The organism is Desulfopila sp. IMCC35006, assembly GCF_005116645.1.
GTDB lineage: Bacteria > Desulfobacterota > Desulfobulbia > Desulfobulbales > Desulfocapsaceae > Desulforhopalus_A.
The window spans coordinates 78,128-101,529 of sequence record NZ_SWCM01000003.1; the positions used below are offsets into that span (position 1 = coordinate 78,128).

The 23,402-nt window shown below is 49.8% G+C and carries 18 protein-coding genes and 1 tRNA gene; 15 read left to right on the top strand and 4 right to left on the bottom strand.

What is annotated here, in order from left to right; translation table 11 throughout:
* From FCL47_RS06590 to FCL47_RS06600, 3 genes are read left to right on the top strand one after another with little or no spacing between them, the layout of a single operon-like run.
* Nucleotides 1–438: a polymer-forming cytoskeletal protein gene (locus tag FCL47_RS06590; RefSeq protein ID WP_240744164.1), complete on the top strand. Its 438-nt coding sequence runs from the start codon at nt 1–3 to the stop codon at nt 436–438.
* Between the two features lie 10 nt (nt 439–448).
* Nucleotides 449–724, top strand: a complete 276-nt coding sequence (locus FCL47_RS06595; RefSeq protein WP_240744165.1) for a hypothetical protein — start codon at nt 449–451, stop codon at nt 722–724.
* On the top strand, nt 721–1,497 hold the full coding sequence (locus FCL47_RS06600; RefSeq protein ID WP_136812699.1) for a RimK family alpha-L-glutamate ligase: 777 nt from the start codon (nt 721–723) through the stop codon (nt 1,495–1,497). The genes FCL47_RS06595 and FCL47_RS06600 overlap by 4 nt, the downstream gene beginning before the upstream one ends.
* Before the next feature lie 145 nt (nt 1,498–1,642).
* Here FCL47_RS06600 and FCL47_RS06605 read toward each other — a convergent pair whose 3' ends face one another.
* Nucleotides 1,643–1,960, bottom strand: a complete 318-nt coding sequence (locus FCL47_RS06605) for a TusE/DsrC/DsvC family sulfur relay protein (protein ID WP_136812700.1) — start codon at nt 1,958–1,960, stop codon at nt 1,643–1,645.
* 563 nt (nt 1,961–2,523) lie between these two features.
* Here FCL47_RS06605 and FCL47_RS06610 point away from each other — a divergent pair.
* Nucleotides 2,524–4,416 (top strand): peptidylprolyl isomerase, encoded by a 1,893-nt coding sequence (locus FCL47_RS06610; protein WP_136812701.1) that lies wholly within the window; start codon nt 2,524–2,526, stop codon nt 4,414–4,416.
* 341 nt (nt 4,417–4,757) lie between these two features.
* Nucleotides 4,758–8,927 carry a DEAD/DEAH box helicase gene (locus FCL47_RS06615; protein WP_136812702.1) on the top strand — a complete coding sequence of 1,390 codons (4,170 nt, stop codon included), beginning with the start codon at nt 4,758–4,760 and terminating at the stop codon, nt 8,925–8,927.
* Nucleotides 8,928–8,935: 8 nt separating this feature from the next.
* Here the strand turns inward: FCL47_RS06615 and FCL47_RS06620 are convergent, their stop codons facing one another.
* From FCL47_RS06620 to FCL47_RS06630, 3 genes are all read right to left on the bottom strand, one after another.
* Nucleotides 8,936–9,349, bottom strand: a complete 414-nt coding sequence (locus FCL47_RS06620; RefSeq protein ID WP_136812703.1) for a cereblon family protein — start codon at nt 9,347–9,349, stop codon at nt 8,936–8,938.
* On the bottom strand, nt 9,333–10,877 hold the full coding sequence (gene cobA, locus FCL47_RS06625) for a uroporphyrinogen-III C-methyltransferase (RefSeq protein ID WP_167496399.1): 1,545 nt from the start codon (nt 10,875–10,877) through the stop codon (nt 9,333–9,335). The genes FCL47_RS06620 and cobA overlap by 17 nt, the downstream gene beginning before the upstream one ends.
* A gap of 207 nt (nt 10,878–11,084) precedes the next feature.
* Nucleotides 11,085–11,765: an adenylate kinase gene (locus FCL47_RS06630; protein WP_136812705.1), complete on the bottom strand. Its 681-nt coding sequence runs from the start codon at nt 11,763–11,765 to the stop codon at nt 11,085–11,087.
* A gap of 405 nt (nt 11,766–12,170) precedes the next feature.
* Between FCL47_RS06630 and FCL47_RS06635 the strand changes: the two genes are divergently transcribed.
* From FCL47_RS06635 to FCL47_RS06680, 10 genes are all read left to right on the top strand, one after another.
* Nucleotides 12,171–13,475 carry a homoserine dehydrogenase gene (locus FCL47_RS06635; RefSeq protein WP_136812706.1) on the top strand — a complete coding sequence of 435 codons (1,305 nt, stop codon included), beginning with the start codon at nt 12,171–12,173 and terminating at the stop codon, nt 13,473–13,475.
* Between the two features lie 8 nt (nt 13,476–13,483).
* Complete coding sequence (locus FCL47_RS06640; RefSeq protein ID WP_205747241.1) at nt 13,484–13,939, top strand: thioesterase family protein; 456 nt, start codon at nt 13,484–13,486, stop codon at nt 13,937–13,939.
* 43 nt (nt 13,940–13,982) lie between these two features.
* Nucleotides 13,983–14,059, top strand: a tRNA-Met gene (locus FCL47_RS06645).
* A 492-nt stretch (nt 14,060–14,551) separates the two neighbouring features.
* Entirely contained in the window at nt 14,552–16,195 is a 1,644-nt protein-coding gene (locus FCL47_RS06650) for a sensor domain-containing diguanylate cyclase (protein WP_167496400.1), read from the top strand.
* Between the two features lie 237 nt (nt 16,196–16,432).
* On the top strand, nt 16,433–16,618 hold the full coding sequence (locus FCL47_RS06655; RefSeq protein WP_136812708.1) for a hypothetical protein: 186 nt from the start codon (nt 16,433–16,435) through the stop codon (nt 16,616–16,618).
* A gap of 1,189 nt (nt 16,619–17,807) precedes the next feature.
* Entirely contained in the window at nt 17,808–19,889 is a 2,082-nt protein-coding gene (locus FCL47_RS06660) for a Cache 3/Cache 2 fusion domain-containing protein (protein WP_240744166.1), read from the top strand.
* Nucleotides 19,890–20,010: 121 nt separating this feature from the next.
* Nucleotides 20,011–20,235 carry a hypothetical protein gene (locus FCL47_RS06665; protein WP_136812709.1) on the top strand — a complete coding sequence of 75 codons (225 nt, stop codon included), beginning with the start codon at nt 20,011–20,013 and terminating at the stop codon, nt 20,233–20,235.
* Between the two features lie 67 nt (nt 20,236–20,302).
* Nucleotides 20,303–20,953 (top strand): YceH family protein, encoded by a 651-nt coding sequence (locus FCL47_RS06670; protein WP_136812710.1) that lies wholly within the window; start codon nt 20,303–20,305, stop codon nt 20,951–20,953.
* 350 nt (nt 20,954–21,303) lie between these two features.
* Nucleotides 21,304–22,410 carry a pyruvate dehydrogenase (acetyl-transferring) E1 component subunit alpha gene (gene pdhA / locus FCL47_RS06675; RefSeq protein ID WP_136812711.1) on the top strand — a complete coding sequence of 369 codons (1,107 nt, stop codon included), beginning with the start codon at nt 21,304–21,306 and terminating at the stop codon, nt 22,408–22,410.
* Nucleotides 22,403–23,389, top strand: coding sequence for an alpha-ketoacid dehydrogenase subunit beta (locus FCL47_RS06680; RefSeq protein ID WP_136812712.1), 987 nt, complete (start codon nt 22,403–22,405; stop codon nt 23,387–23,389). Before pdhA ends, FCL47_RS06680 begins: the two co-directional genes overlap by 8 nt.
* The last annotated feature ends 13 nt before the right edge of the window (nt 23,390–23,402 follow it).

Consider the following 23,402-nt stretch of genomic DNA (forward strand, 5'->3'; position numbering starts at 1 on the left):
ATGGGTATTTTTGGCAAAACCATGAATGTCGCGCAGGAGATGAAGAAAGTCGATGGTGAGGCAATTGCATCGATTATAGACAAAAATATGACGCTCACCGGAGAAGTCTTATTCCAGGGAAAAGCGCGAATTGATGGCACAATCACCGGCGACATCAACGGCGAACACCTTATCCTCAGCGAAACAGGAAAAGTTATCGGCGATATAACTGTCTCTTCTTTCAACTGTTATGGATCGCTTGAAGGCAATATCAAAACGAATATGCTCATCGCCCGGAAAAGCTGTTCCATTCAGGGAAAACTCGAAGCAGGAAACCTGACTGTTGAACCTGGTGCCTGTATTCAAGGTGAAATCCTGGCGGCAACACCAACACAGGTTTTCAACCCGGGCGAAGCAGACGATGCTATCGCTGCTACTCTGATCACCTCTTCTGAATAACCGAAAGTACATGCAGAAAAAGATGCAAAAGCGGGCATCATGTATGCGACTTGACCAGCCAAAAGTCGGCAATCTGCTCAAATGCCCCTACTGTGGCAACGAATCGGAATTTTTCGAAATATCCGATGACGTCATTACCACCACCCACTATATTCAAAATAAAGACGGCAGTTTTACTATTGAAAATAAAAATTCCCAGTCTCTTGGTGACGTAAAACTTTTTTGCGGCAACTGTGAAGAAGACCTCACCTCTTTCCATCAACGGTTCTCGGAGATGATCTTTTGAGAGATCCCCTCCCCACTGTCATCAGTAACAACCAGACTCTCACAACCTGCTACCATACGCTCAAAAAACATGATATTGTCTGCGGCAGAATCCGCCTGAAACCAGGGGAGGAGCATGTGCTGACAGACCTGCTCGAACGGGGAATCCACCTCATCCCCTCGGCAACATCGCAGCTCGCCAGCAGATCAAAAGCCTTCCAGGCGAAAATATTCATCGATTTCATGGTGCCCGACTCTCAGCCGATATATGACCAGCACGAACTGCTCTTGACAGCTTCATCCTACCGCCAGAAAAAATACACCAGAGTTGTTCTCAAACGAGACCGAAAAAACGGTGGTCTCGGCATTCATGTTTTTAACGATATCGAGGATCTTTACAATTCTGCGACCTTAGGCATATGCCTTTTCCCTTTTGTCGTCCAACCTTTCCAGCGCAACACCAGGGATATCCGGGTAATAATTCTCGACGACTATACAGAAGCGTACGAACGCATTAACGCACATAATTTCAGGAACAATCTGCATTGCGGTGGCTCTTCCACACCCTATACTCTTTCGCCGCAGCAGCTAGAATTTTGCAGAAAAATCATGCATCGCGGTGCGTTTCCCTATGCCCACCTCGATCTCATGCTGACAGAAGAAGGCAACTGCTACCTGACGGAAATCAATCTTCGCGGCGGGCTGAGAGGGGCCAAAATATCAGGAAAGGAGTACCTGGAAAAACTCGACAGGATTCATGAGAGCCTTCTTCAACAGCGGGGTATCTCGTCGTAAATCCCCCTGGGCGGGAACATCGCTCATCAGGCGAGACAGTTGTGCGGGTCAAAGGATATCGCGGACCAAAAACGAAAAACGGGAGAATGTCCGAAGACATTCTCCCGTTTTTGTAACTCTTCCAACTTAAGCGTGTAGTACCGGACTATACACAACCTGTTGGTTTAGGAAGGCCAGCCATTTTACAGGCTCCCTTACCAGGTCCTGATGGGAACAGCTCATAGATTCTCTTCAGCGGGAAACCAGTGGTTTTAGAAAGGATACGAACCATAGGAGCGATACCATTCTTCTTGTAGTACTCTTGGAGGGCATCAATAACTTTCTGATGCTCGTCGGTCATTTCGCTGATGCCTTCAACACCTTTTACATAATCTACCCAATCTGCGTTGAAATCATCGCCCTTGAGCAGGAATCCGTCTTCATCTACTTCAAAACTACTTCCGTTGTGTTCGAGAGTTGGCATTACAAACCTCCTTAGAATATTATTTTTATAGCTTTCGCCGTTTTATAATTTAAGACTAACTACGGCTTTTTACTATAGCAGAAACAATTTGTCAAGTGAATGACGAATCATTTATAGCACCAGGAGACAAAGCCGTTTCTTTTATCATAAAACGCAATCTTCCTGGATAGATAGAACAACAAATCCCGCATGTATCAATGCGAGCGCCCTTATATCCTTGTGGCTGACATGGATAACAACCAAAGACTATCATTGCGCAGAGGCAACACGACTGGCAGACCTCAAAGCGACACTGAGAGTACCCTATTTATTGCATATGTCGATATCTTTTTCCATCATAACAGGCGGACAACCCTGTTTTCAACCATCCTCTTCCGTGACGGAGAGGAGAAAGAATTGGGTTTTTACTTGCACAGGATACAAAGAAAGAGTAAATCGAACAGATTGTTAACTCACTGGCTTAAAATGCCGGCGAAACGTTGTTTTCCCACAGGCACCTTTCGAGAAAGCATCAATCGTAACGGCTTGTCCAATCATTAACCACAATTTCTTATACTTTATTTATGCTGCAGATACTCCGCAAAAAAGCCCAATCAACTTTTATTCAGGTCATTGTCGTCGTTATTGCTCTGGTGTTTATATTCTGGGGAGTCGGGACCAACCTCACAGGAGATAGACAATCGGCATTGGTGGTCAACGGTGAGAATATAAGTTTCCAGCAATATCAGCAGGCCTACGACCGTGCCTATCAACGACTGAGCGATCAATTTGGCGGCAATGTTCCCAAAGGACTTGCGGAGACCTTTGGCGTAAAACAGCAAGTCATCAACCAGTTGATCCAGACCTCCCTGTTACGTCAGGGCGCTGAAAAAATGGGCATCCATGTCAGTGGCCAGGAGATCCAGCAGATCATTAAAAACATGGCCCCGTTCCAGGAAAACGGCGAGTTCAGCATCGAACGGTACAAGGCCGTTCTGGCCGCCAACAGAATGGCGCCGACCAAATTCGAAGAATCCATGAAGTTTGACAGATTATCGGAAGTTGCCGCCGAGGAAATCGGCAAATTTGCCGGCATTGTCACAGATTTCGAGATTCAGGAACTGTATAGCCAGCAGAATGAGAAAATTTCTGTCAAATATGTGAAAATCGCCGCCGACAATTTTGCCGACAAGGTGAAAATAGACGATACAGCCCTGAAGGCATGGTTTGAAACTGTCAAAGATAACTACAAATCCGAACCGCAGCTCAAACTGCAGTATCTTGTGTTCACCTATGAAAGTGTGGCCAGTAAGATAGCTGTCGATCCGGCTAAAATTAAGGAATACTACGAGAGCAACATAGATAAATATAAAATTCCCGAACAACGGCACGCGCGACATATTCTGTTCAAGGCAACCGACCAGGATACTGCAGAGCGACAGCAGGAACAGGCGAAAAAAGCGGAAGAGGTCAGAACACTTGCAAAAAAAGGTGGAGACTTCAGCGCTCTGGCCCGTCAATATTCTGAAGGCCCGACCAAGGATTCAGGCGGCGATCTCGGATTTTTTTCCGCCGGCCAGATGGTTCCCGCCTTCGACAAAGCTGTTTTTGCCATGAAGCCTGGCGACATCAGTCAGGTGGTTAAAACACAGTTCGGCTACCACATTATCTCGCTGGATGAAATTAAACAACCGGAAACAAAGTCACTTGAGTCGGTGACTGCGGAGATAACCAAAACCCTGCAACAACAGGAAGCTGAAAACATGACCTTCCAGATGGCCAATGACGCGTACGAGGGTATCATCGCCGCAGGAAGTTTTGCGCAGTATGCCAAAGATCATCCGACGACACATATAAATACGACCGATTTCTTCGCCAAGAACAATGCGCCAGCTGTGCTGAAGTCAGATGCACAATTTCTCGACAAGGCTTTTGAACTGCACAAAGGTGAACTGAGCTCACTTATCAAAGGAAATACCGGATATGCAATCCTCTATGCCGATGATGTTCAAGAACCTCAAGTTCCGGCGTTTGAGACCAAGAAAGATATCCTCGCGAAAGATTACCGAAAAGTGCAGTCCAGAGAAATGGCGGAAAAAGCAGCCAATGACATGTTGCAGGGCCTGCACGGTGATAAGAAATTCGACGCCCTGGCACAGGAGAACGGCTACAAGGTTTTGGTATCAGGACTCCTCAGCAGGCGGGAGCAAAACGACACGCCATTTCCTTCTTCTTTGGTCGAAGATGTCTTTCTTCTCTCACCCTCATCTCCTTTACCGGAGAAGCCGGGAACGGTCGGAGACGATTTTTTTGTCTATACCTTTCTGGACAGAGAAATCCCTCCCATGCCAAAAGACAGCAAGGAAGTGGTTCAATACCGCGACAATCTGTTACGTTTGCGACAACAGCAGCTTCTTTCCGCCTGGCTCCGCCATATGGAAACCGATGCCAAAATAACCAGACACCAAAGCCTCTAGCATTGACATATAAAAGGAGCGGACAATGCGCAACCATTGTCCGCTCCTCACTATCGGTAACCGCCCACTCATCCTTACATTGATATAGCGCATTCCAACGCCTCTCCTTTTCTTGAATTACTGCCGCCTCTCTCTGCTCCCCACATGGCAGCAGGGGGCGAAACGGACACTATAAAGCTGTCTTAGACGGATACAGGGCGGTATGTCAGAAAAAAGGTGCAGTTTTTGGTTCTCATTGGCAACAGACAATGATATAGTAACTGCTTCTCTTTTCGCCCCGCGCGAAAAACACCGATGCCATTTTCTGGAAGATGCTTTCCGCCAAGACCAGCAAAACATCTATGCAAAATCACGTTACTCTCCTTGAACAGTACAAGAAGCTCACCCCTTTTGAACAGGCTCTTCTTCAATTACTTTCAATTGTCTACGAACCTGCTCACTCAACGCTCATTGTCAATTGCCTGCGCAAGCTCGACCTGAAAAACCCTCGGGGCAACAAGCCGACAGCTGCCAATCTCAGCCATTATTTCAGTAAATTCGAGCAACTCGGCCTCCTGACCAAAGACCGACAATGTGTCGACTCGATAGTTGAGGTGTTGAGCAAGATCGCCGTGAAGGAGCAGACATTTGCCCTCTTTGCCAATATTATCCAGGAAGAGGCTCCGGTCTCCTATTATTACGGTAAATGGACAATCCGATGCTGGCGGGGTATTCGTGAATTAAGAATAGGTGTCTACACACAACAGTTCGATCTCATTGACGACGCCTCTGACTTTATAGAAGCCCAATGCAGCGAAATTGTCACTGAACCGCCGCCGACAGTGCGGATCCTGACCATGCCGTTTGATGCCGAATGGTTCAGAACGCTGCCCACCTCCTTTCGGTTCTACCTGCTGAACAATGTCTTGCAATATGGACAGGCGACTCTCTCCGACTATCCGGAATTAGTCGACTTCCTGGCTGATGATGCCGAATTCGCTGGACTTTCCGTAGATGAACAAGTGCCCTTTAAGCGCCTGCTTTTCAATGAGCTCGTATTTCGTGGCAGACTGTCGGAAGCGGACAAACTGATAGCTGACCACAAGGATTCCTTTCACGGTACCGGTGCCCGCGGAACGCTGTTGTTTCTCACGGGAAACAGCAGCGATGCCCTGGCTGCCTTTGATGAAGACCTGCTTTATTTACAAAAATTCAGCAATGATGAAAAAGTAGCTTTGTTTGGGCCGGCCGGAATTTTTTATATCCTGGTGCAATTGCAGGAAAGAGACCCGGAGGATTATTACCGGATTGCCGATAATATCAGCATCGCCCTTTCCCTCTTTCAGGGTGCCCGGGAAAATGTTGCCTATACCTATCTGGCTGCGGTCACCAACTCCCATATCAACAAAGGTCTTCATGGTGAAGAAATTCACCTCCCCGAAGGGACCAGGCCGAACGTACTGACTGTTGCCATTGCCGCTATCTGCCAGTACTGGCTCAACAGCGCTGTCGAGCCCGAGGTGGAATCGGAAATTCTGCACTTTTATGAACGAGCCTGCCGTCAGGGTTATGATTTTTTCACCATTGTGCTGGGTGAGATTCTCGCCACCATCAACCAGGACGACAATGACTACATTTTGACGACGGCCCCACTCCGGGAAAAAACGGCCATCATCCCCTTGTTGCCCATTCTTGAACCGGAAGAACCCTGGAAACGCAGCCTGCAGGCGCTTATTTATGCCACCAGCCAGGAAGCGGAGATCCCGCAGCAGGCAACCCGCATGATCTGGATGGTGTCGTTTGAAGACAAAATCATCAGCATCTCACCAAAAGAACAGAAGCTGAATCCGGATGGCGAGTGGAGCAAGGGACGGCCTCTCTCCCTGTCCCGGTTGTATAAGTCCAACAGGTTGAACTATCTCACCTCGCAGGACCGCCGGATCTGCGCGGCTATCAAAAAGTCGAACAATCCTGATACCCACGGGGTGAACTTTTTCTTTGATATGGATAAAGCTCTGCCGGCAATGATCGGCCATCCGCATCTCTACCTGGCGGAATCCCCGCTCACTCCCGTGGAATTTGTTGCCGGGGAACCGGAGCTTTTCGTTGAGGAACGGGGCGACAACCTGCATATCTGTTTCGCCCATCCGATCACTGCCGACACGATCAACTATTTCAGTGAAACACCCACCCGGGTGAAAATTATCCCCATCAACGACAACCATCGACGAATCGCACAGATTACCGGCAAGGACGGGATAACCGTCCCCATGGCCGCCAGTGAACAGGTGTTGACCGCCATCGGCAATATCTCTTCCTTCATGACCGTCCACTCAGCCATCGCCGTCGACAGCACCGGCCGAAAAAGCAGCAACATTACCTTTGTCGAAGCCGATTCAACCATTTATATGCATCTCATCCCCTATGGTACGGGATTTCGACTGGAAATGTTCGTCAAACCTTTTCTGGAAGGCGGTCACTACCTCAAACCCGGCCAGGGCGTTGAAAACATCATGGCCGAAGTCAATGGCAAACGACTCCAGACCCGGCGCAATCTCGCGCTTGAGGAAGAAAAGGCCAGAGACATCGAAGAGCTCTGCCCGATACTCGATCTGGCAATCGACATGGAGCAGGAAAACGACCGGGAATGGCATCTCTACGACCCGGACGATTGTCTCCAGGCCCTGATGGAGCTCCAGGCTATTCGCGACAAAGTGGTGATAGAGTGGCCAGAAGGGGAAAAACTGACCATCACCCACAAAGTGTCGCTGGAAAACCTCAACCTGAAGATACGGACCAATCGCCAGAACTGGTTTGCCATGAGCGGCCAGCTCACCCTCGATCAGGGCCAGGTTGTCGAATTGAAAGAACTGCTGGCCAAGGTCAAGAAATCGCCAGGCCGCTTTGTGGAAATAGGCGACGGACAATTCATTGCCCTGACCCAGGAGTTCAAGAAACGGCTGGAGGACATCAACCTCTTTTCCGAAGGACTGGCCGAAAACGGCAGCGACGAGGTGCTGGTCCACCCTCTGGCGGCCTTGCAACTGGAAAAAGTTGCCAACCTTGCCCATACCAGTGCCGACGCGGGATGGCAACAGCAGATTCAGAAAATCCGCGATGCCCAGGATTTCAAACCGGAACTCCCCTCGACGCTGCAGGCGGAACTGAGAGTCTACCAGCGGGAAGGCTATGAGTGGCTGGCCCGCCTGGCCCACTGGGGAGTCGGCGGTTGTCTCGCCGACGACATGGGGCTTGGCAAAACCATCCAATCCCTGGCCATTATCCTTAAAATGGCGGTCCATGGACCATCCCTGGTGGTTGCCCCGACCTCGGTCTCGACCAACTGGCAATCCGAGGTTACCAGGTTTACCCCAACCATCAATATTAAATTTCTGTCCAGCAAGGACCGGGAAAAAAGTATCAGTGACCTCGGCAGGTTCGATCTCCTGATAACAACCTATACCCTCCTGCAGCAGGAGAGCGAGCTCCTCTCAACCGTACCATGGCAGGTTGTCATTCTAGATGAAGCCCAGGCCATCAAAAACAGTGCCACCAAGCGCTCACGGGCGGCAATGTCACTGCAGGCCGAATTCAAGCTCATCACTACCGGCACGCCGATAGAAAATCACCTTGGCGAGCTGTGGAACCTGTTTCATTTTATCAATCCTGGGCTGCTCGGGAGCCTGAACAGTTTCAACGAACGTTTTGCCGTTCCTATTGAGCGCTACCAGGATAGAGAAGCAAAGTTAAAACTTAAAAAACTTATCCGGCCTTTCATCCTCAGGCGGATCAAATCCCAGGTTTTGGAAGAACTGCCATCGCGGACCGAAGTCACCCTGGAAGTTGAATTAAGCTCTGAAGAAGCCCACTTCTACGAAGCCCTGCGCCAGAATGCCATTGATATGCTGGAGAGTTCCAGGGAAAAGAAAGGCAGGCACCTGCAGATCCTGACCGAAATCATGAAACTGCGCCAGGCCTGTTGTAATCCCCGGCTGCTCGATGTAAACACCACGGTCGAAAGTTCCAAGCTGAATGTATTCGCTGCCGTGATCGAAGAGCTGCTCTCCAGTCGGCACAAAGCCCTGGTTTTCAGCCAGTTTATCGGTCACCTGAATATCATCCGTGAATATCTCGACAAACAGGGCATCAGCTACCAGTATCTGGACGGTGGCACCAGCAGCAAACAGAGGAAAATCAGGGTCGATGCCTTCCAGGCCGGACAGGGCGATCTCTTTCTCATCAGCCTGAAGGCCGGTGGCCTGGGTCTCAACCTCACCGCCGCTGATTACGTCATCCATATGGACCCCTGGTGGAACCCCGCCATTGAAGACCAGGCATCCGATCGGGCGCATAGAATTGGCCAGACTCGACCGGTCACCATCTACCGGCTGGTCTGCAAGAACACCATTGAAGAAAAAATAGTCAAACTGCACCAGGAAAAGCGGGACCTGGCCGGCAGCCTTCTTGAGGGGAGCGATATCAGTGCCAAAATGACTTCTGAGGATCTGCTCGATCTGATCAAAGATAAGTGAGGGGAGCGCTACTCGATCAAATTGGCCAGAATAAGGCCGAAAAAGGAGTGGCCGCTCCTTGCAAAGAACCAGCCCAGATGACTCCGGCACTGCCTGCAGAGGGCATAGCGCCAGAGGTAACCGGCAAACCAGGTGAAGTCTGAAGTAGCCACCCCCGCGCGTTGACAGCCCGGCGCAAGGCTGTAGCAGCCCAGCTCAAAAACTATTCCTGCAGGGTTAAAAAAGGCGTGGAGATGCGAACCCTGAACCGCGATCTTCCGGTCCCGGCTGGTTACCACTCGCCCACATACTTTGCAGTATATGGCTTCGATGGGGCCGGTCTGCTCCTGCCTCTGCCCTTGCCCGACAGGCTGACCCGGCCGACGACGGCCCCGTCCATCATCGGCCCGAAACCAATAACTGGTGCTAGTCGCTGTCTCCACTGTAATATTCCACAATAGCCTTGATCAATCCTTCGATGGTATATTCTTCAGGCTGTACATCAACCCGTAAGCCGTTATCGGTCACCGTTTTAGCAGTTATCGGTCCGATCGCCGCTATCTTGATCCCCGCCAGGATCTCCTGCAGCTCTTTCTGATTTTCTGCATCGATCATTGCCAGAAAATTACGCACGGTGGAGGAGCTGGTAAAGGTAATCATCCCCACCCCGCCATTTGCGAGCTCTTCTCTGAGACTCTCTTTATCGACCTTGGCAGGGCTGTTCTGATAGACCGGAGCCACAGTCACCTGGGCGCCTGCCCCGCGCAGCGTCTCAGGCAGTATCTCCCGGGCATGCAGAGCTCGCGGAATCAGAATGTTGCGCCCTTCGATTCCTTGATCAAGAAGAGCTTCCGCCAGCCCTTCGCCCGTGAAGGTGCTGGGAATGAGATCGGCATTCAGCCCGTAACCCAGCAAAAAATCAGCGGTACTCTTGCCGACGACAGCAAGATCAGGCCCTTTCAGGTCGCGCGCATCCATGCCCTTCGAGTAGAGACGCTCAAAGAAATATTTCACCCCATTCAGTGAAGTAAAAAGGATCCAGTGATATTCTTTCAGTCGCTCCAATTCATCATCCAGCACGTCGTAGGAATCAACCGGTTTGATATGAATTGTCGAATATTCGAGGCAGTTGGCGCCAAACTCTTCGAGTCCGGCCACCAGTTCACTGGCCTGTTCACGGGTCCGGGTAACGATTATTTTTTTACCGAACAGCGGCCGTTTTTCGTACCAGTTCATAGTATCGCGCAGTTTTACAACCTCACCGACAATGACCAGTGAAGGCGGTTTAATACCTGCATCGGAGACAACCTGGGTTATGGTCTCAAGGGTACCGACCACCGAATGCTGCAGAGGCGTCGATGCCCAGCGCACAACAGCTACGGGAGTCTTGGGATCACGACCATATTTGATAAGGTTGGCGACTATAGTCGGCAGATTTTTAATACCCATATAGATGACCAGGGTGCCGGCACCTGTCGATAATTTTTCCCAATCGATGTTGGACTTCTCCTTCGTCGGGTCTTCATGTCCGGTAACAAAGGCCACGGAAGCAGTAAAATCCCGGTGGGTAATGGGTATACCGGCATAGGTTGCCGCCGCCGTGGCTGAGGTCACCCCCGGTACCACTTCAAAAGGGATTCCGGCAGCATGCAGTTTTTCCACCTCTTCGCCACCCCGGCCAAAAATAAACGGATCGCCGCCTTTCAGCCGTACCACCATCTTCCCTTCCAGGGCGTGATCTACCAGCATCTGACTGATTTCTTCCTGGGTATATGCATGTTTCACCCCGCCCTTTTTACCCACATAGAGCAGCTCAGCGCGAGCCGATGCATGTTTGAGCAATTTTTTACTGGCAAGGTAGTCATAAACCACGACCTCAGCCCGCTCAAGCAAACTTTTCCCACGTACGGTAATGAGACCTGGGTCTCCTGGACCGGCACCAACCAGATACACCTTTCCGGGTTTTTTCATTTTAATTTTTTCTTCCATAATCAAAGCTGACAGATATCTGCTCTTATCCGCACTGAACGTAACACCCTGCTGCTGGTAGAAGCGGAGACCTGAAGAACAATCGTCAATACAATATCGTTAAAGACAAAAAGGGCTTTCCCGCACCAGGGGAAGGCCCTTTTCCATAAAAAAATGAGAATCAGCTACGTTGTGACCTCATGGCAACAATTACAGCTCACTCATGATAGCTTTGGTTACATCACCAATTGAAGCAGACCCGTCAACGGAAATAACTTTCGGACCATCGGTATTTTTAAAGTAGTTGACTGCCGCCATGGTACCGGTCTCTTCGTCATAGTAAATGTTATGACGCTTGCTGATAGCCTCTTCATCCTGATCGTCGGCACGGGTCTTCAAGTCACCGCCACAGACGCGGCAAACCAGCTTGCCGTCTTTTTCCACCGGCTTGATTGCATCAAAAGCTATGTGGTTCGGATGATTGTTGTCGTTCACACAGAGACGACGCCCCATGATGCGATCTTTGGCGATTTGTCGGTCAAGCCGGATCTCGATCACATAATCGAGGGCCAGCCCTTCTTTTTTCAGGGTCTCGGCGAGGGTAATTGCCTGGTCCTTCGATCGTGGGAAACCGTCAAGGATCCAGCCATCTTTACAGTCATCTTTCAAAAGACGGGCAACCATCATTGGGATGGTGATATCGTCTGGTACTAAATCACCTTTATCGATAAACTGTTTGGCTTTTTTACCCAGTTCGGTACCACCGACAATGTGCTCCCGGAAAATAGCTCCGGATTCAATGTGCGGAATATTGTATTTCTTCTGTACAATAGCACCCTGAGTCCCTTTACCACTGCCGTTTGGTCCAAAAACAAGAATGTTCTTACCCATAATCTCAGTCTCCTTTTAAACTTTACAATTAGTACAACGTTATTGGGAAAAACCGTAAATAACTAAGTAGTTTAACGGAGGCGGCCCCGGAATGAGATGGTGCAAAGCCTGGAGCTGCAAACTTGCCTTCCGAATCGTAACAAGCTGAATACTATAGACCAAAATAGTTAATCGAGCCATAAAAATATCTCTGCATAGATTTTGACTTTCACTTGCAAAACGGTTATTTTCAAGGGCATTAAGCAATAAGGGTATATCCTCATTACTCTAACCCCGGCAAACAGGAAGAAACCCGGAATTTTGCATTGCCCCGCAGAATGGGGTAACCAGAACCTGACAACACCGGCAATTCCTGATCCACCTCCGCGCACGCGGCAATCTTAACAAAAACAGTCATTGGTACATATGCGAGAGATACATGTTGGTTTAATCGGTTTCGGTACGGTAGGAAGAGGGTTGGCAAACACCATGCTCGCCCAGAAAGAGAGGCTCTTACAAAAGACCGGGACGACTTTTGTGCTCTCCACAGTTGCCGATATAGCCCTGCAGAGCCTGCCGGGAGAACTGAGCGGCGTAACACTTACCAAGGATGCCAACGATATATTTGAGGATCCGAAAATCGATATTGTCGTTGAACTCATCGGCGGTATGGAGCCTGCCAAAACCTTTCTGCTGAAAGCCATCCGGAGCGGCAAACACGTCGTCACCGCCAATAAGGCCCTGCTCTCCGTTCATGGCCGCGAAATCTTCCAGGCTGCCGCCGACAACAATGTCGAAGTGGGCTTCGAAGCCAGTGTTGGCGGGGGCATTCCAGTTATAAAAGCACTGAAGGAAGGTCTGGTCGCCAATCGAATAAACTCTATTAAAGGGATTATGAACGGCACGGCCAACTATATTTTATCCCAGATGACCGACCATGGCACCCCCTTTAAGGACGTTCTCAAAGAAGCACAGGAACTTGGTTTTGCCGAGGCGGACCCGACCTATGACGTAGAAGGCATTGACACCGCGCATAAGCTGGCAATCCTGATGACCATCGCCTACGGGCAAAGCGTGCACCTGGATGACATTACCGTCGAGGGGATCTCCAATATTGAACCCATCGATATCGAGTTTGCCAAAAGATTCGGCTACCGGATCAAACTGCTGGCAATCAGCCGCAACCACGGCGATCATGTCGAGGCCCGGGTACATCCGACGATGGTTCCCGAAAAGCATATGCTGGCAACCATCAATGGCGCCTTTAACGGGATCCAGTTTCAGGGAGATACCGTTGGCGACGTACTTCTCTATGGCCAGGGCGCGGGCATGATGCCGACCGGCAGTGCCGTGGCTGCCGACGTGGTTGATATCGGGAGAAACATCATCAACGGCTGCATCAACCGGGTGCCCGCCCTGTCCTATCTGCCGGAATATATCGAAAAACCGACGATCACCCCGATGCAGCAGCTGGTCTGTCCCTACTATTTCCGCATAACCGCTCTCGACAAACCCGGCGTTCTCTCGATCATTACCGGAATTTTCGGCAAACATGGCATTTCCATCCGCTCGATGATGCAGCAGGAGCGCGACGCCAATGAGCCGGTCTTTATCGTCTTTCGGACTCACCGGGCAACAGAAGGCGCAATAGAAAAAGCGATTACCGAAATCGATGCACTTGATGTCTGCACCGTCCCGACCGTAAAAATCCGGCTTCTCATTCCGGAATAGCCGCTATCATGCCGGAACATATCTTTCAAACGACGGTGAGAGTACTCTACGGGGACACCGACGCCGGTGGCGTAGTCTACAACGCCAATTACCTGCGCTATTTTGAAATCGGCCGCACCGAGCTGATGCGCGCATGGGTCTGTTCCTACAGCGACATCGAAAAACTCGGTTTTGTTCTGCCCGTTATCGAATGCTGGTCCCGTTTCAAGGCTCCGGCAGTCTACGACGATCTGTTGACCATAGAGACGACAATCGCCGAACTGAGCCGACTGAAATGCAAATTCAATTACCGGATCATAAAGCAAGAGCAAGGACTTGAACGACCGAAGTTGCTGGTAAAGGGCTACACCGTGCATGCCGCCGTCACCCGAGCAGGAAAGCTCACCCGCCTGCCGGAGGATATTTTCCAGAAAATATCCCAATATTCATGTGATACCAGAATGATAGACAATAGTCACAAATAACCGTTGACAATAATTTCAGCGGGTGTATATTGATCAATCTCAACGCGGGGTGGAGCAGTCTGGTAGCTCGTCGGGCTCATAACCCGAAGGTCACAGGTTCAAATCCTGTCCCCGCTACCAAGTATATTCAAGGCACTTAACTCTTTCGAGTTAAGTGCCTTTTTTGATGTAATGCCGCAAATATCTCCCTGATTCCCGGTTTTCACTATACCTTAAATGTTCCTATCAAGGACTGCGGGTCATTGCCCATCATGGGCACTCTCCATCCCGTGAACCAATGCAAAAGCAGTACCTCGATTTCAATCCCTATCTTTCATCCACCGCACGGTCAAAAGATTACGACCGAAGCTATCATTTTTTACTGAAAAAGACAGCGCGTACCTGTTAGTATATTCTCTCGGCTGTTTTTTACTTTGGCCATCTTCTGATTTTCATCCTCTCTGCAAAGGCGAGAGAATCTGAGCAGCATGTAGGTCCTCTCTTGACGAGATCTTCACCATGGAGGATGCCGTCTTTTTCACACGTGGAACTGATTGACCCCAAAAAGGTCTATCAATATTTCCTTTTAAGAGCATTTCATTCTTTTTTTCACGTTCAATGCAAGAAATGACCATGGACATTGAGATACAAACAACTCCAGCTGCTATCATTCGCAAAAGCCTCGGACTCTTTCTGATCATATTTCTCTTCACGGGAACGGTTTTCAGCGGTCTGACGCTCGCTTTTTACTACTCTGTTACCAAAACAACCCTGAACAACCTCAAAGAAAAGGAACAATTCGAAGTTGACCTGCAATTTCAGGCTCTCAACGACACACTTTCCTCCATCGAAGGAGATATTCTCTTTTTGAGCCAGCAAAATGAGTTGCATAAATACCTGCTGACCGGGGATACAAGATGGCTGGACGAATTAGCCTCAGAATATATTTCCATTGCAACACAAAAGCATATATATGACCAGATCCGCTTTCTCGACAGCAGCGGCATGGAAATCGTCCGGGTAAACGAAAACAGTGGCAACCCCGCCAAAGTCCCGTTCAAGGAACTCCAATTAAAACAGGATCGCTATTACTTCAAGGATTGCCTCAAGATGGGCAAGGAGGAAATCTATATCTCGCCCTTCGATCTCAATATCGAACATGGCCGGATCGATATTCCCCACAAGCCGATGATACGGTTGGGAACTCCGGTCTTCGATCAAACCGGCAAAAAACGAGGCATCGTCCTGGCCAACTATTACGGGCAAAAACTACTCGACACGATCATGCACTCTGAGCCGGTTTCCGAAGGCCAAACCATGCTGCTTAACGGAGAAGGTTACTGGCTGCTCAATCCAAAACCTGAGCTTGAATGGGGATTCATGTTCCACGACAAGCAACGGACTCTTGCCGTTACTGATCCAACAGCCTGGCTGGCAATCGGGAACACGGATCAAGGGGAAATCGAGACCCCCAAAGGAATATACACGTTCAAAACAGTGTACCCCCTTAAAACAATGGGATCTCGATCCAGCATTCAAGCAGCGAAGGGCCTCGGGGACAGGACTGACAGATCTCGCCAAAATATCTACCACTGGCACCTGGTTTCCTTTCTCTCAACAGAAAAAATCGCCGCTCTTGGTAAAAGTGTTTGGTTGAAATTCCTTATAATTGGCGCGGGACTGCTTATGGTCAATGCCCTGGGCACACTGGTCATTGCTTTTGCCATTACCAAGCAAAAGATATATCGGTCACAATTGCAGGTAATGGCTCTCTTTGATCCCTTGACAAATCTGCCGAACAGGATCCTGTTTTTTGACCGGCTCCGCATGGCAGCTGAGCACAGTCGTCGCTATGCCTCCAAGTTTGCCCTGTTATATATTGACCTGGATGGCTTCAAACAGGTCAATGACAGTCTCGGACACGAGGCTGGCGATGAACTGCTTACGATTGTCAGCCACCAGTTGCTGAAGGCCAGCAGAAAATCCGATACAGTGGCCCGCCTGGCCGGTGACGAGTTCGCCGTCATCTATGCAGGACTTGACTCCTTGCAGGCTCTCGATTCTTTAGCGAAACGGATTATCAATTCATTCACGCTTCCTGTAGAACTGACTGCCGGGAGAGCAACCATCGGCGCCAGTATCGGCATTGCTTTTTTTCCAGATGACAGCGACGACGTGGTGAAACTGGTCAATCTTGCTGACAAAGCTATGTATGTCTCCAAACAACACGGAAAAAATAGATATACTCTGGCGGGTTCCGAGGTGCCGGCTGGGTGACAGCACGGCACTGTGTCGTGCGATTTTTCAAGCGCATCTGCTGAGGTATCACCCAGCTATTTTGATAGAAAAAGCTCTCAATCACTTACTGTTTAACCCCCATTGCGATTCTCGCTCAAGGTCATATTTTATTAGCAGGTCAACGAGAAATGAAATCATGGATGGCGACTGCATAAAACACGTTTGAATTGTTGACCAAGATTAAAAAATTATTCAACTGAAATAAGAGGTGACGATATGAGTATGAGAGGTGAAATAATATCGAAAGAATACAACAGCATGGTCTTTGTACACGATAAGAACGGTAAAGAATATGCGTGCTATGCGGACGACCTGAAGAATTTCAATGCAGGTCAAGACCTTACGGAAAATGAACGAAAACACTGTACAGATATCAGCCTTGTTCTTGGTGACAGCTGGTAGCCTTAAGCGGGGTGCAACCGATCTGCCGGTTATGATCGGAGGTATCCTGACCTGTGTAAAAATCCCTGTTGATGTATTTCAGCAGGGATTTTTTGTGTTGACGCCCCCGCAGGGAGATTGAACCGCTGCCAGTCCGTCGCGCACCTGAGTCACGACGGGTCAATGCTGCAGAAGAGTTAACATTGACAGAGTTTTCGGGCGCCCTTACTCTTTTAACTGGGAGAGGAAAAATAATTGAGCTTTGCTGTGGATACTGCAAAAGCCTGGGTTATTGTTCCTCCGATTTAAAAATGGACCGGTATCCTCGACACGCAGAGGTTACCGTTGACCGGTTGCCAGCTGTGAACCGCAAAATCTTAGCATACGGGGGAGGTGAATAGTATGCCTGAACTGAGATGCCCCGAGTGTGGAAATGAGTTATTACCAGCCAGACCTGAAGACGCGGAAAACGCCTGTGTATGTCAGAAATGCGGCAGAAATGTTTACACATGGTCAAAGACAGAGGTAAGCATTAAGTGTCCGAACTGTGGCAAGGATAACCATTCAACCGTAATACGATAACCACGGGAAACGGATAACAAACCTGAAGAAGTGCCTTGAAAGCGACTTTAAGCTTCTAATTGCCAGGAAATCTCCAGATATCCGGTTTTCAGTCCCCTCATGGGGGTACTGAAAAGAGTGAGAAATACACTGAAGTAAGGCACAAAATTCAAAAACCAGCTACCCGATTGGCCTGCAAGTATCAAACAGCAAAAATGTCTGCAATGAGAAAGCAGGCTTTTTTATATTTTAGCCCAAGCTGCAAGAACGTATCGCCCCCAGCCCGAGTCTTTTCATCCTCCTGTTTGTAGCATATTGATACGCGCATCTTCTTGAGCCCCTCGCTCCGACTTCTCCCCCTGCCCACTGCCACGACAGGTTTCCCCGAACCTTACGACTCTTTTCCTCAGCACTGCATACCCTGGCTCTTTGCACAGCTCCCCCGGAAACCCAATCGGCCAGGTCCGACTATGTCGCATGAAATAATGCCACACAACTTTGACATTGACTCTTTCATGCTGATACAATCAATTTTATTGAACATCTGACTCTTCGCAGTCAGAAAAACGAGGTACCAAAAAGGTTTTCTGCCAGCGGTAGGGCAAACGAAATTACAATTATTAATCATACGATCCCCAAAGAGGCGGTAATGGCCCGTGACAACGCAATTAAAAATATGTCCAGCAAGCTGAAAAACACCCAATTCACCACAAAACTGTTTATTGCAATTGTTTTTATTTCTATCGCTTCAGTGGCCACCATTGCCGGAATTGCCATAAAAATGTCGCACGAAGGAATTAATCAGCTGGGCAAAACTGCTATTGCCAATACCTACCAGGCTGTCTTCGATACTATCAACATGTATGACAAAAGTGTGCGATGGAATTTAGAAGGCGATCTCCGGTTTTTTAATAAGGAAATTGCCACCAAAGGGGATGTCGAACTCGTATCGGCCAGCATGCTCAAGCAGACCATGGTCAACCAGCTTACTCAGGCCGCCACCACCAAAGAAATCCCTCGATTGGTTATCGGAGGAACCTACATCAACGGCAGCAACGACTTCGTGGACAGTATTGCCGCCACCACCGGGGCTTCAGCGGCTATTTTGCAACTGGTTGACGACAAGCTGCTGTGCATATCGAATACGGACAAGAAACCGGATGGCAATCGCGCGGTGGGTACCTATATGCCGTCTGACAGCCCCTTATACAGAGCTATAATTGATGGAAAAATATTTCGCGATAAAGCTATTGTGGGCAACGACTGGTACCTTACGGCCTATGCCCCGCTCTATGACTGGGACGATAAACTGGCAGGGGCAATTTATGTTGGTCGACCACTGCTGAATGCGGAGATCAAAGATTTTATCGCCAATGTGAAAATCGGCAAAGGGTACTTTTACATCTATCAGCAGGACGGGAAAATACTCCTCCACCCCACCCTTGACGCCGGCCAGAACCTCTTTGATATTACCCCGCAGCTGAACGACCAGCAAGACGGAACGCGCAGCTATACTGTCGGGGGAACCCAGCGTTTTTCCCATACCGCACTGATAAAACAATGGGATATGTATCTTGCGACAGATGTCGATGAAAACGACATCAACGGTGGGCTTGATCGTAAAATGCTGCGCACCAACATTATCGCCGGTTTTATTGTTGTTGTTGCCGGACTGCTTTTAACGATTATCCTGGTACGCTCCATCAATCGTCCCCTGCGGGAGCTCGCGGCAAAGAGTATCAGGGTCGGTGAGGGAGATTACACGATCAACTTCCGTTCTGACAACAAAGACGCCATCGGTCAGCTGACGAACTCACTTGGCATGATGGTCGATAAATCTAAGGAGATGATACAGGACATAGTCACGTCCTCATCAACGTTGGGGCAGGCATCACGACAATTACTGGACATTTCTGCACAGATGGTTGCCAGCGCAGACTCGACAGCAACAATCGCCGATGAGACATCGGACAATGCAGCAAACGCCTCGGGAAACATCGTCTCCATTTCAGCAGCTATGGAAGAATCGGCAACAAATCTTGAAGTTATAGCCTGTGCATCAGAAGAAATGGGGAACACTATCAAAGAGATTGCCGAAAACAGCTCTAAAGCCCGTCTTACTACGGAAAATGCTGTAGCCAGTGCCCAAAAATCTCACGCAGGCATTAAAGGCCTGGGAGAATCTGCCAGATCCATAGGGATAGTTACCGAGACGATCACAGAAATTTCCGAGCAAACAAATCTTTTGGCCCTCAACGCAACTATTGAGGCTGCCCGAGCGGGTGAGGCGGGCAAGGGCTTTGCCGTGGTGGCAAATGAGATAAAAGAGCTGGCCAAACAAACTGCTGCGGCAACCAGTCAGATAAAATCGGCCATCACCGGCATCCAGTCACAAACCAGGGAAACAATTGTCGACATAGAAGGTATTTCAAAAATTATCAGTGAAGTAAATACTATTGTCGCATCTATTGTGACTGCAGTTGAAGAACAGGCAGCCACGACCAGTGAGATTGCCACGAATGTGAACCAGGCGTCCATGGGAATCAACGAAATCAATGAAAATGTCGCCACCAGCAGCCGGTTAACCAATTCGATGGCAGAGGGAGTGGGGCAGGTCAAGGCAAGATCAATGGAAGTAAAAGACAACAGTACAAAGGTGAACAGTTCGGCAACCGACCTGTCGGCATTATCTGAAAAACTGACACGACTTGTTGCCAAGTTCAAAATTTAAGAGACCTTAGAGACTGTAAAGAGCATCGGCTGACGGGAAGAACCTCGTGAAAAAGCCAATTTTCGGTTATCATCTCCAGGAAAACAAGGAGCCGAGCCCAGAGGGAGGTACACATTCATTTATGACGAGTCATACCGAAAAAAAATGCCCGAAATGCGGACAGAAATTACGATTTCCAAATGATATCGGCGGGATGCTTATGGCCTGCCCATCCTGCGGCAAGAAATTTTACTCGGATTTCAAGCTGGGAAAGGTTGGCGAAAGTGAACGACAGGGAAAAATCTCCGATATCTTTGAAATGCCCTCCAGAGTTATCGACCGCATTGGTCGATATTTTTCCTCCTGACCCTACCGGCCCAAGTCTCAGCTGAAGAATATTTTATTTATGCTTCACATTCAATACAGGTAAACTTATGGACATACTTCTCACTGACGACGAAATCCGAGTGCTTGGCTGTCTCATGGAAAAAGAAATGGCAACGCCTGATTATTACCCGCTTACCCTGAATGCCTTGACCAATGCCTGCAACCAGAAATCCAATCGGGAGCCAGTCGTCTCCTATGATGACGACACGGTAATGTATGCGTTAAACGGCCTGAAAGAGCGTAAACTGATTCGCCAGAGCAACCTGAGCCGGGTGGCGAAATACGAGCAGATCTTCGCCGAGGAACTCAAGCTGGTTCCCCGGGAGCAGGCAATCATCTGCATTCTGCTGGTTCGCGGCCCGCAGACCGTCGGCGAAATCCGCAGCCGAACCGAACGGCTGTATGCTTTTTCTGATCTTGACGAGGTCCAGAAAACCATAACCAACCTCGAAGACATGCAGCTGGTCACTGCTTTGCCCCGGCAACCGGGCCGTAAGGAAGCGCGGTATACGCATCTGTTAAGCGGCAAGCCACAGGAAAAGACCGTTACAACTATTCTCCGACCGAAAAATGACGACACACCACATGCGCGCGAGTCGATTGACCGCATCGAAGAGCTGCAACAGCAGATAGACGAGCTGCGCCGGGAAATGCAGAGCCTCCATGAAGAGTTTACGACGTTCAAATCACAGTTTTAGCGACTGAGAAATACTATTCTTGTCAGTTTTACCCGAAAATCATTTCGTGAAGGAACGCATCCTCTCAAGGAGGCACTGAACTGAGTACCCGTCAAGCGAGTATTAAAAAGAATCCCGGCTTATTTCCCGATACTTTCATAGCAACGAATAGTTAGGGAAGAATAGTCATTTACGGGCAGACTCTCGTTGACTGACGAGAAAGTTAAAACCATTCTCGCTATTTAATCACAGTTGCTCAATTGAAATTCCCGACATTATGGGTATATTGTCAGGTGGAAGATCTATCCGTGTTCCAAATGAGATGATGTCTCTCTATCATGCTTTTTTCTTAGTCTCTAAGGGAATCTTTTATGGGTCGAAAACATCTAGCTCTCACCAACAATATTGATCACCTCTCCATCCTTGATGAAAACGGCATACTCGATCTCGAGCTGGAGCCTGAGATAACCAACGAAGCACACCTGAAAATGCTCCATGCCATGCTGCTTGGACGAAGATTCGACGAGCGGATGCTCGATCTGCAGCGCCAGGGTCGAATCGGCACCTTCCCCCCTATCAAAGGCCAGGAAGCGGCCCAGATAGGAACCGTGGCACTGCTTCGCGACAGCGACTGGCTGGTGCCTGCCTTTCGGGAAACCGCCGCGGAAATCATGCGCGGCAGATCGATGGAAAGCGTCCTGCTCTACTACAACGGTTACAACGAAGGTACCATAATTGCCGAAAAGCAGCGGGATATGCCGATGTCGGTGCCGGTGGCCTCCCAGATCCTCCATGCGGTCGGCCTTGGTCTCGCGGCGCAATACCGGAAGACCGAAGAGGTTGTGATGACCTTTTTTGGCGACGGCGCCACCTCCGAGGGTGATTTCCACGAGGGGCTGAACTGCGCTGCGGTCTATCAGGCCCCGGTAATCTTTGTCTGCCAGAATAACCAGTGGGCGATTTCTGTCCCCCTGGCCAGACAGACCCATTCCGAAACACTTGCCCAAAAGGCCCTTGCCTACGGGATGCCGGGCATCCAGATTGACGGCAACGATATCCTGGCGGTTCATGCGGCGACCGCAGAAGCGGTTGACCGGGCCAGGTCCGGCGGCGGTCCGACGTTTATCGAATGTGTCACCTATCGGGTCATGATGCATACCACCGCCGACGATCCCAGGAAGTATCGATCGGAAGAGGAAGTCGAAGCCTGGAAGAAAAAAGACCCTCTGCTTCGCTATCAACAGTACCTGCTGACAAAAGATATCGTCGCCCAGAACGATCTTGACGCTCTTGAGGCAGAAATCAAACAACAGATCCAGACCGCCATCGACCGGGCGGAAGAGCAGATGCAGAAGCTTGGCGAACCGCTGGCAATGTTCGACCATCTCTACGCAGAATTGCCGGCGTCTCTTGCAAAACAGAGAGCGGAACTGGCCCACGAACTGGACGACATCGACAGGGAGGTTGACCATGGCTAAGATGACAATGGTTGAGGCTCTTAATCTGGCCCTGCGGCAGGAAATGGCCAAAGATGATTCGATACTCCTGCTCGGGCAGGATATCGGTCGTGACGGCGGCGTCTTCAGAGTGACCGACCACCTGCTAGACGAGTTCGGCAGTGAGCGGGTCATCGATACGCCGCTGGCCGAAGCGGCCATTGTCGGCATGTCGGTGGGCATGGCGGTCTACGGCCTGAAACCGGTCTGCGAAATTCAATTTTCCGGTTTTTCCTACCAGAACTTTCATCAACTGGAAAACCACGCCGCCCGCATGCGCTGGCGAACGCAAGGCAGACTCTCCGTGCCGATGGTCATGCGCGCCCCGTACGGCGGCGGTGTCCGGGCACTGGAACACCATTCGGAAAGCCGTGAAGCGTACTGGGCGCACACCCCCGGCTTGAAAATGGTCATCCCTTCCGGGCCGCGCAGCGCGAGAGCCCTGCTGGTCAGTGCCATCCGCGATCCCGATCCGGTTATCTTTTATGAAGCAAAGGCCCTATACCGCGCCTTTCGCGAAGAAGTCCCGGAGGAGGAAGAAACTCTGCCCATCGGCAAGGCACATATAGCCCGTGCGGGCGACGATCTGACCATTATCGCCTATGGCGCCATGCTCCGTCCGGTTCTTGAAGCTGCCGAGGAACTCCAGCAAACGGAAGGGATTGCGGCGGAAGTCATTGACCTTCTCACCCTTTCTCCGTTGGACGAAAGCGTGATGGTCGAATCGGTGAAAAAAACCGGCCGGGCGGTGGTCGTCCATGAGGCGCCCCGCAGTTTCGGCCCGGGCGCGGAAATCGTCACAAGGCTCATGGAAAGCGCTTTCTACTATCTGGAAGCTCCAATAGAAAGAGTCACCGGCTTTGATATCATCATCCCCTACTTCAGCAGAGAAAAAAGTTATCTGCCCAGCGTAAAGAGAATCAAGGCAGCTGCGCGCAAGACTTTCAATACATCAATATAGAACGTAATACGGA

Coding starts and splice junctions, on each gene's coding strand:
- FCL47_RS06595 (WP_240744165.1), top strand. CDS start 449: ATGCAGAAAAAGATGCAAAAGCGGGCATCATGTATGCGACTTGACCAG.
- FCL47_RS06655 (WP_136812708.1), top strand. CDS start 16,433: ATGAGTATGAGAGGTGAAATAATATCGAAAGAATACAACAGCATGGTC.
- FCL47_RS06660 (WP_240744166.1), top strand. CDS start 17,808: ATGGCCCGTGACAACGCAATTAAAAATATGTCCAGCAAGCTGAAAAAC.
- FCL47_RS06665 (WP_136812709.1), top strand. CDS start 20,011: ATGACGAGTCATACCGAAAAAAAATGCCCGAAATGCGGACAGAAATTA.
- FCL47_RS06670 (WP_136812710.1), top strand. CDS start 20,303: ATGGACATACTTCTCACTGACGACGAAATCCGAGTGCTTGGCTGTCTC.
- FCL47_RS06680 (WP_136812712.1), top strand. CDS start 22,403: ATGGCTAAGATGACAATGGTTGAGGCTCTTAATCTGGCCCTGCGGCAG.
- FCL47_RS06650 (WP_167496400.1), top strand. CDS start 14,552: ATGGACATTGAGATACAAACAACTCCAGCTGCTATCATTCGCAAAAGC.
- FCL47_RS06615 (WP_136812702.1), top strand. CDS start 4,758: ATGCAAAATCACGTTACTCTCCTTGAACAGTACAAGAAGCTCACCCCT.
- pdhA (WP_136812711.1), top strand. CDS start 21,304: ATGGGTCGAAAACATCTAGCTCTCACCAACAATATTGATCACCTCTCC.
- cobA (WP_167496399.1), bottom strand. CDS start 10,877: ATGAAAAAACCCGGAAAGGTGTATCTGGTTGGTGCCGGTCCAGGAGAC.
- FCL47_RS06605 (WP_136812700.1), bottom strand. CDS start 1,960: ATGCCAACTCTCGAACACAACGGAAGTAGTTTTGAAGTAGATGAAGAC.
- FCL47_RS06630 (WP_136812705.1), bottom strand. CDS start 11,765: ATGGGTAAGAACATTCTTGTTTTTGGACCAAACGGCAGTGGTAAAGGG.
- FCL47_RS06640 (WP_205747241.1), top strand. CDS start 13,484: ATGCCGGAACATATCTTTCAAACGACGGTGAGAGTACTCTACGGGGAC.
- FCL47_RS06590 (WP_240744164.1), top strand. CDS start 1: ATGGGTATTTTTGGCAAAACCATGAATGTCGCGCAGGAGATGAAGAAA.
- FCL47_RS06610 (WP_136812701.1), top strand. CDS start 2,524: ATGCTGCAGATACTCCGCAAAAAAGCCCAATCAACTTTTATTCAGGTC.
- FCL47_RS06635 (WP_136812706.1), top strand. CDS start 12,171: ATGCGAGAGATACATGTTGGTTTAATCGGTTTCGGTACGGTAGGAAGA.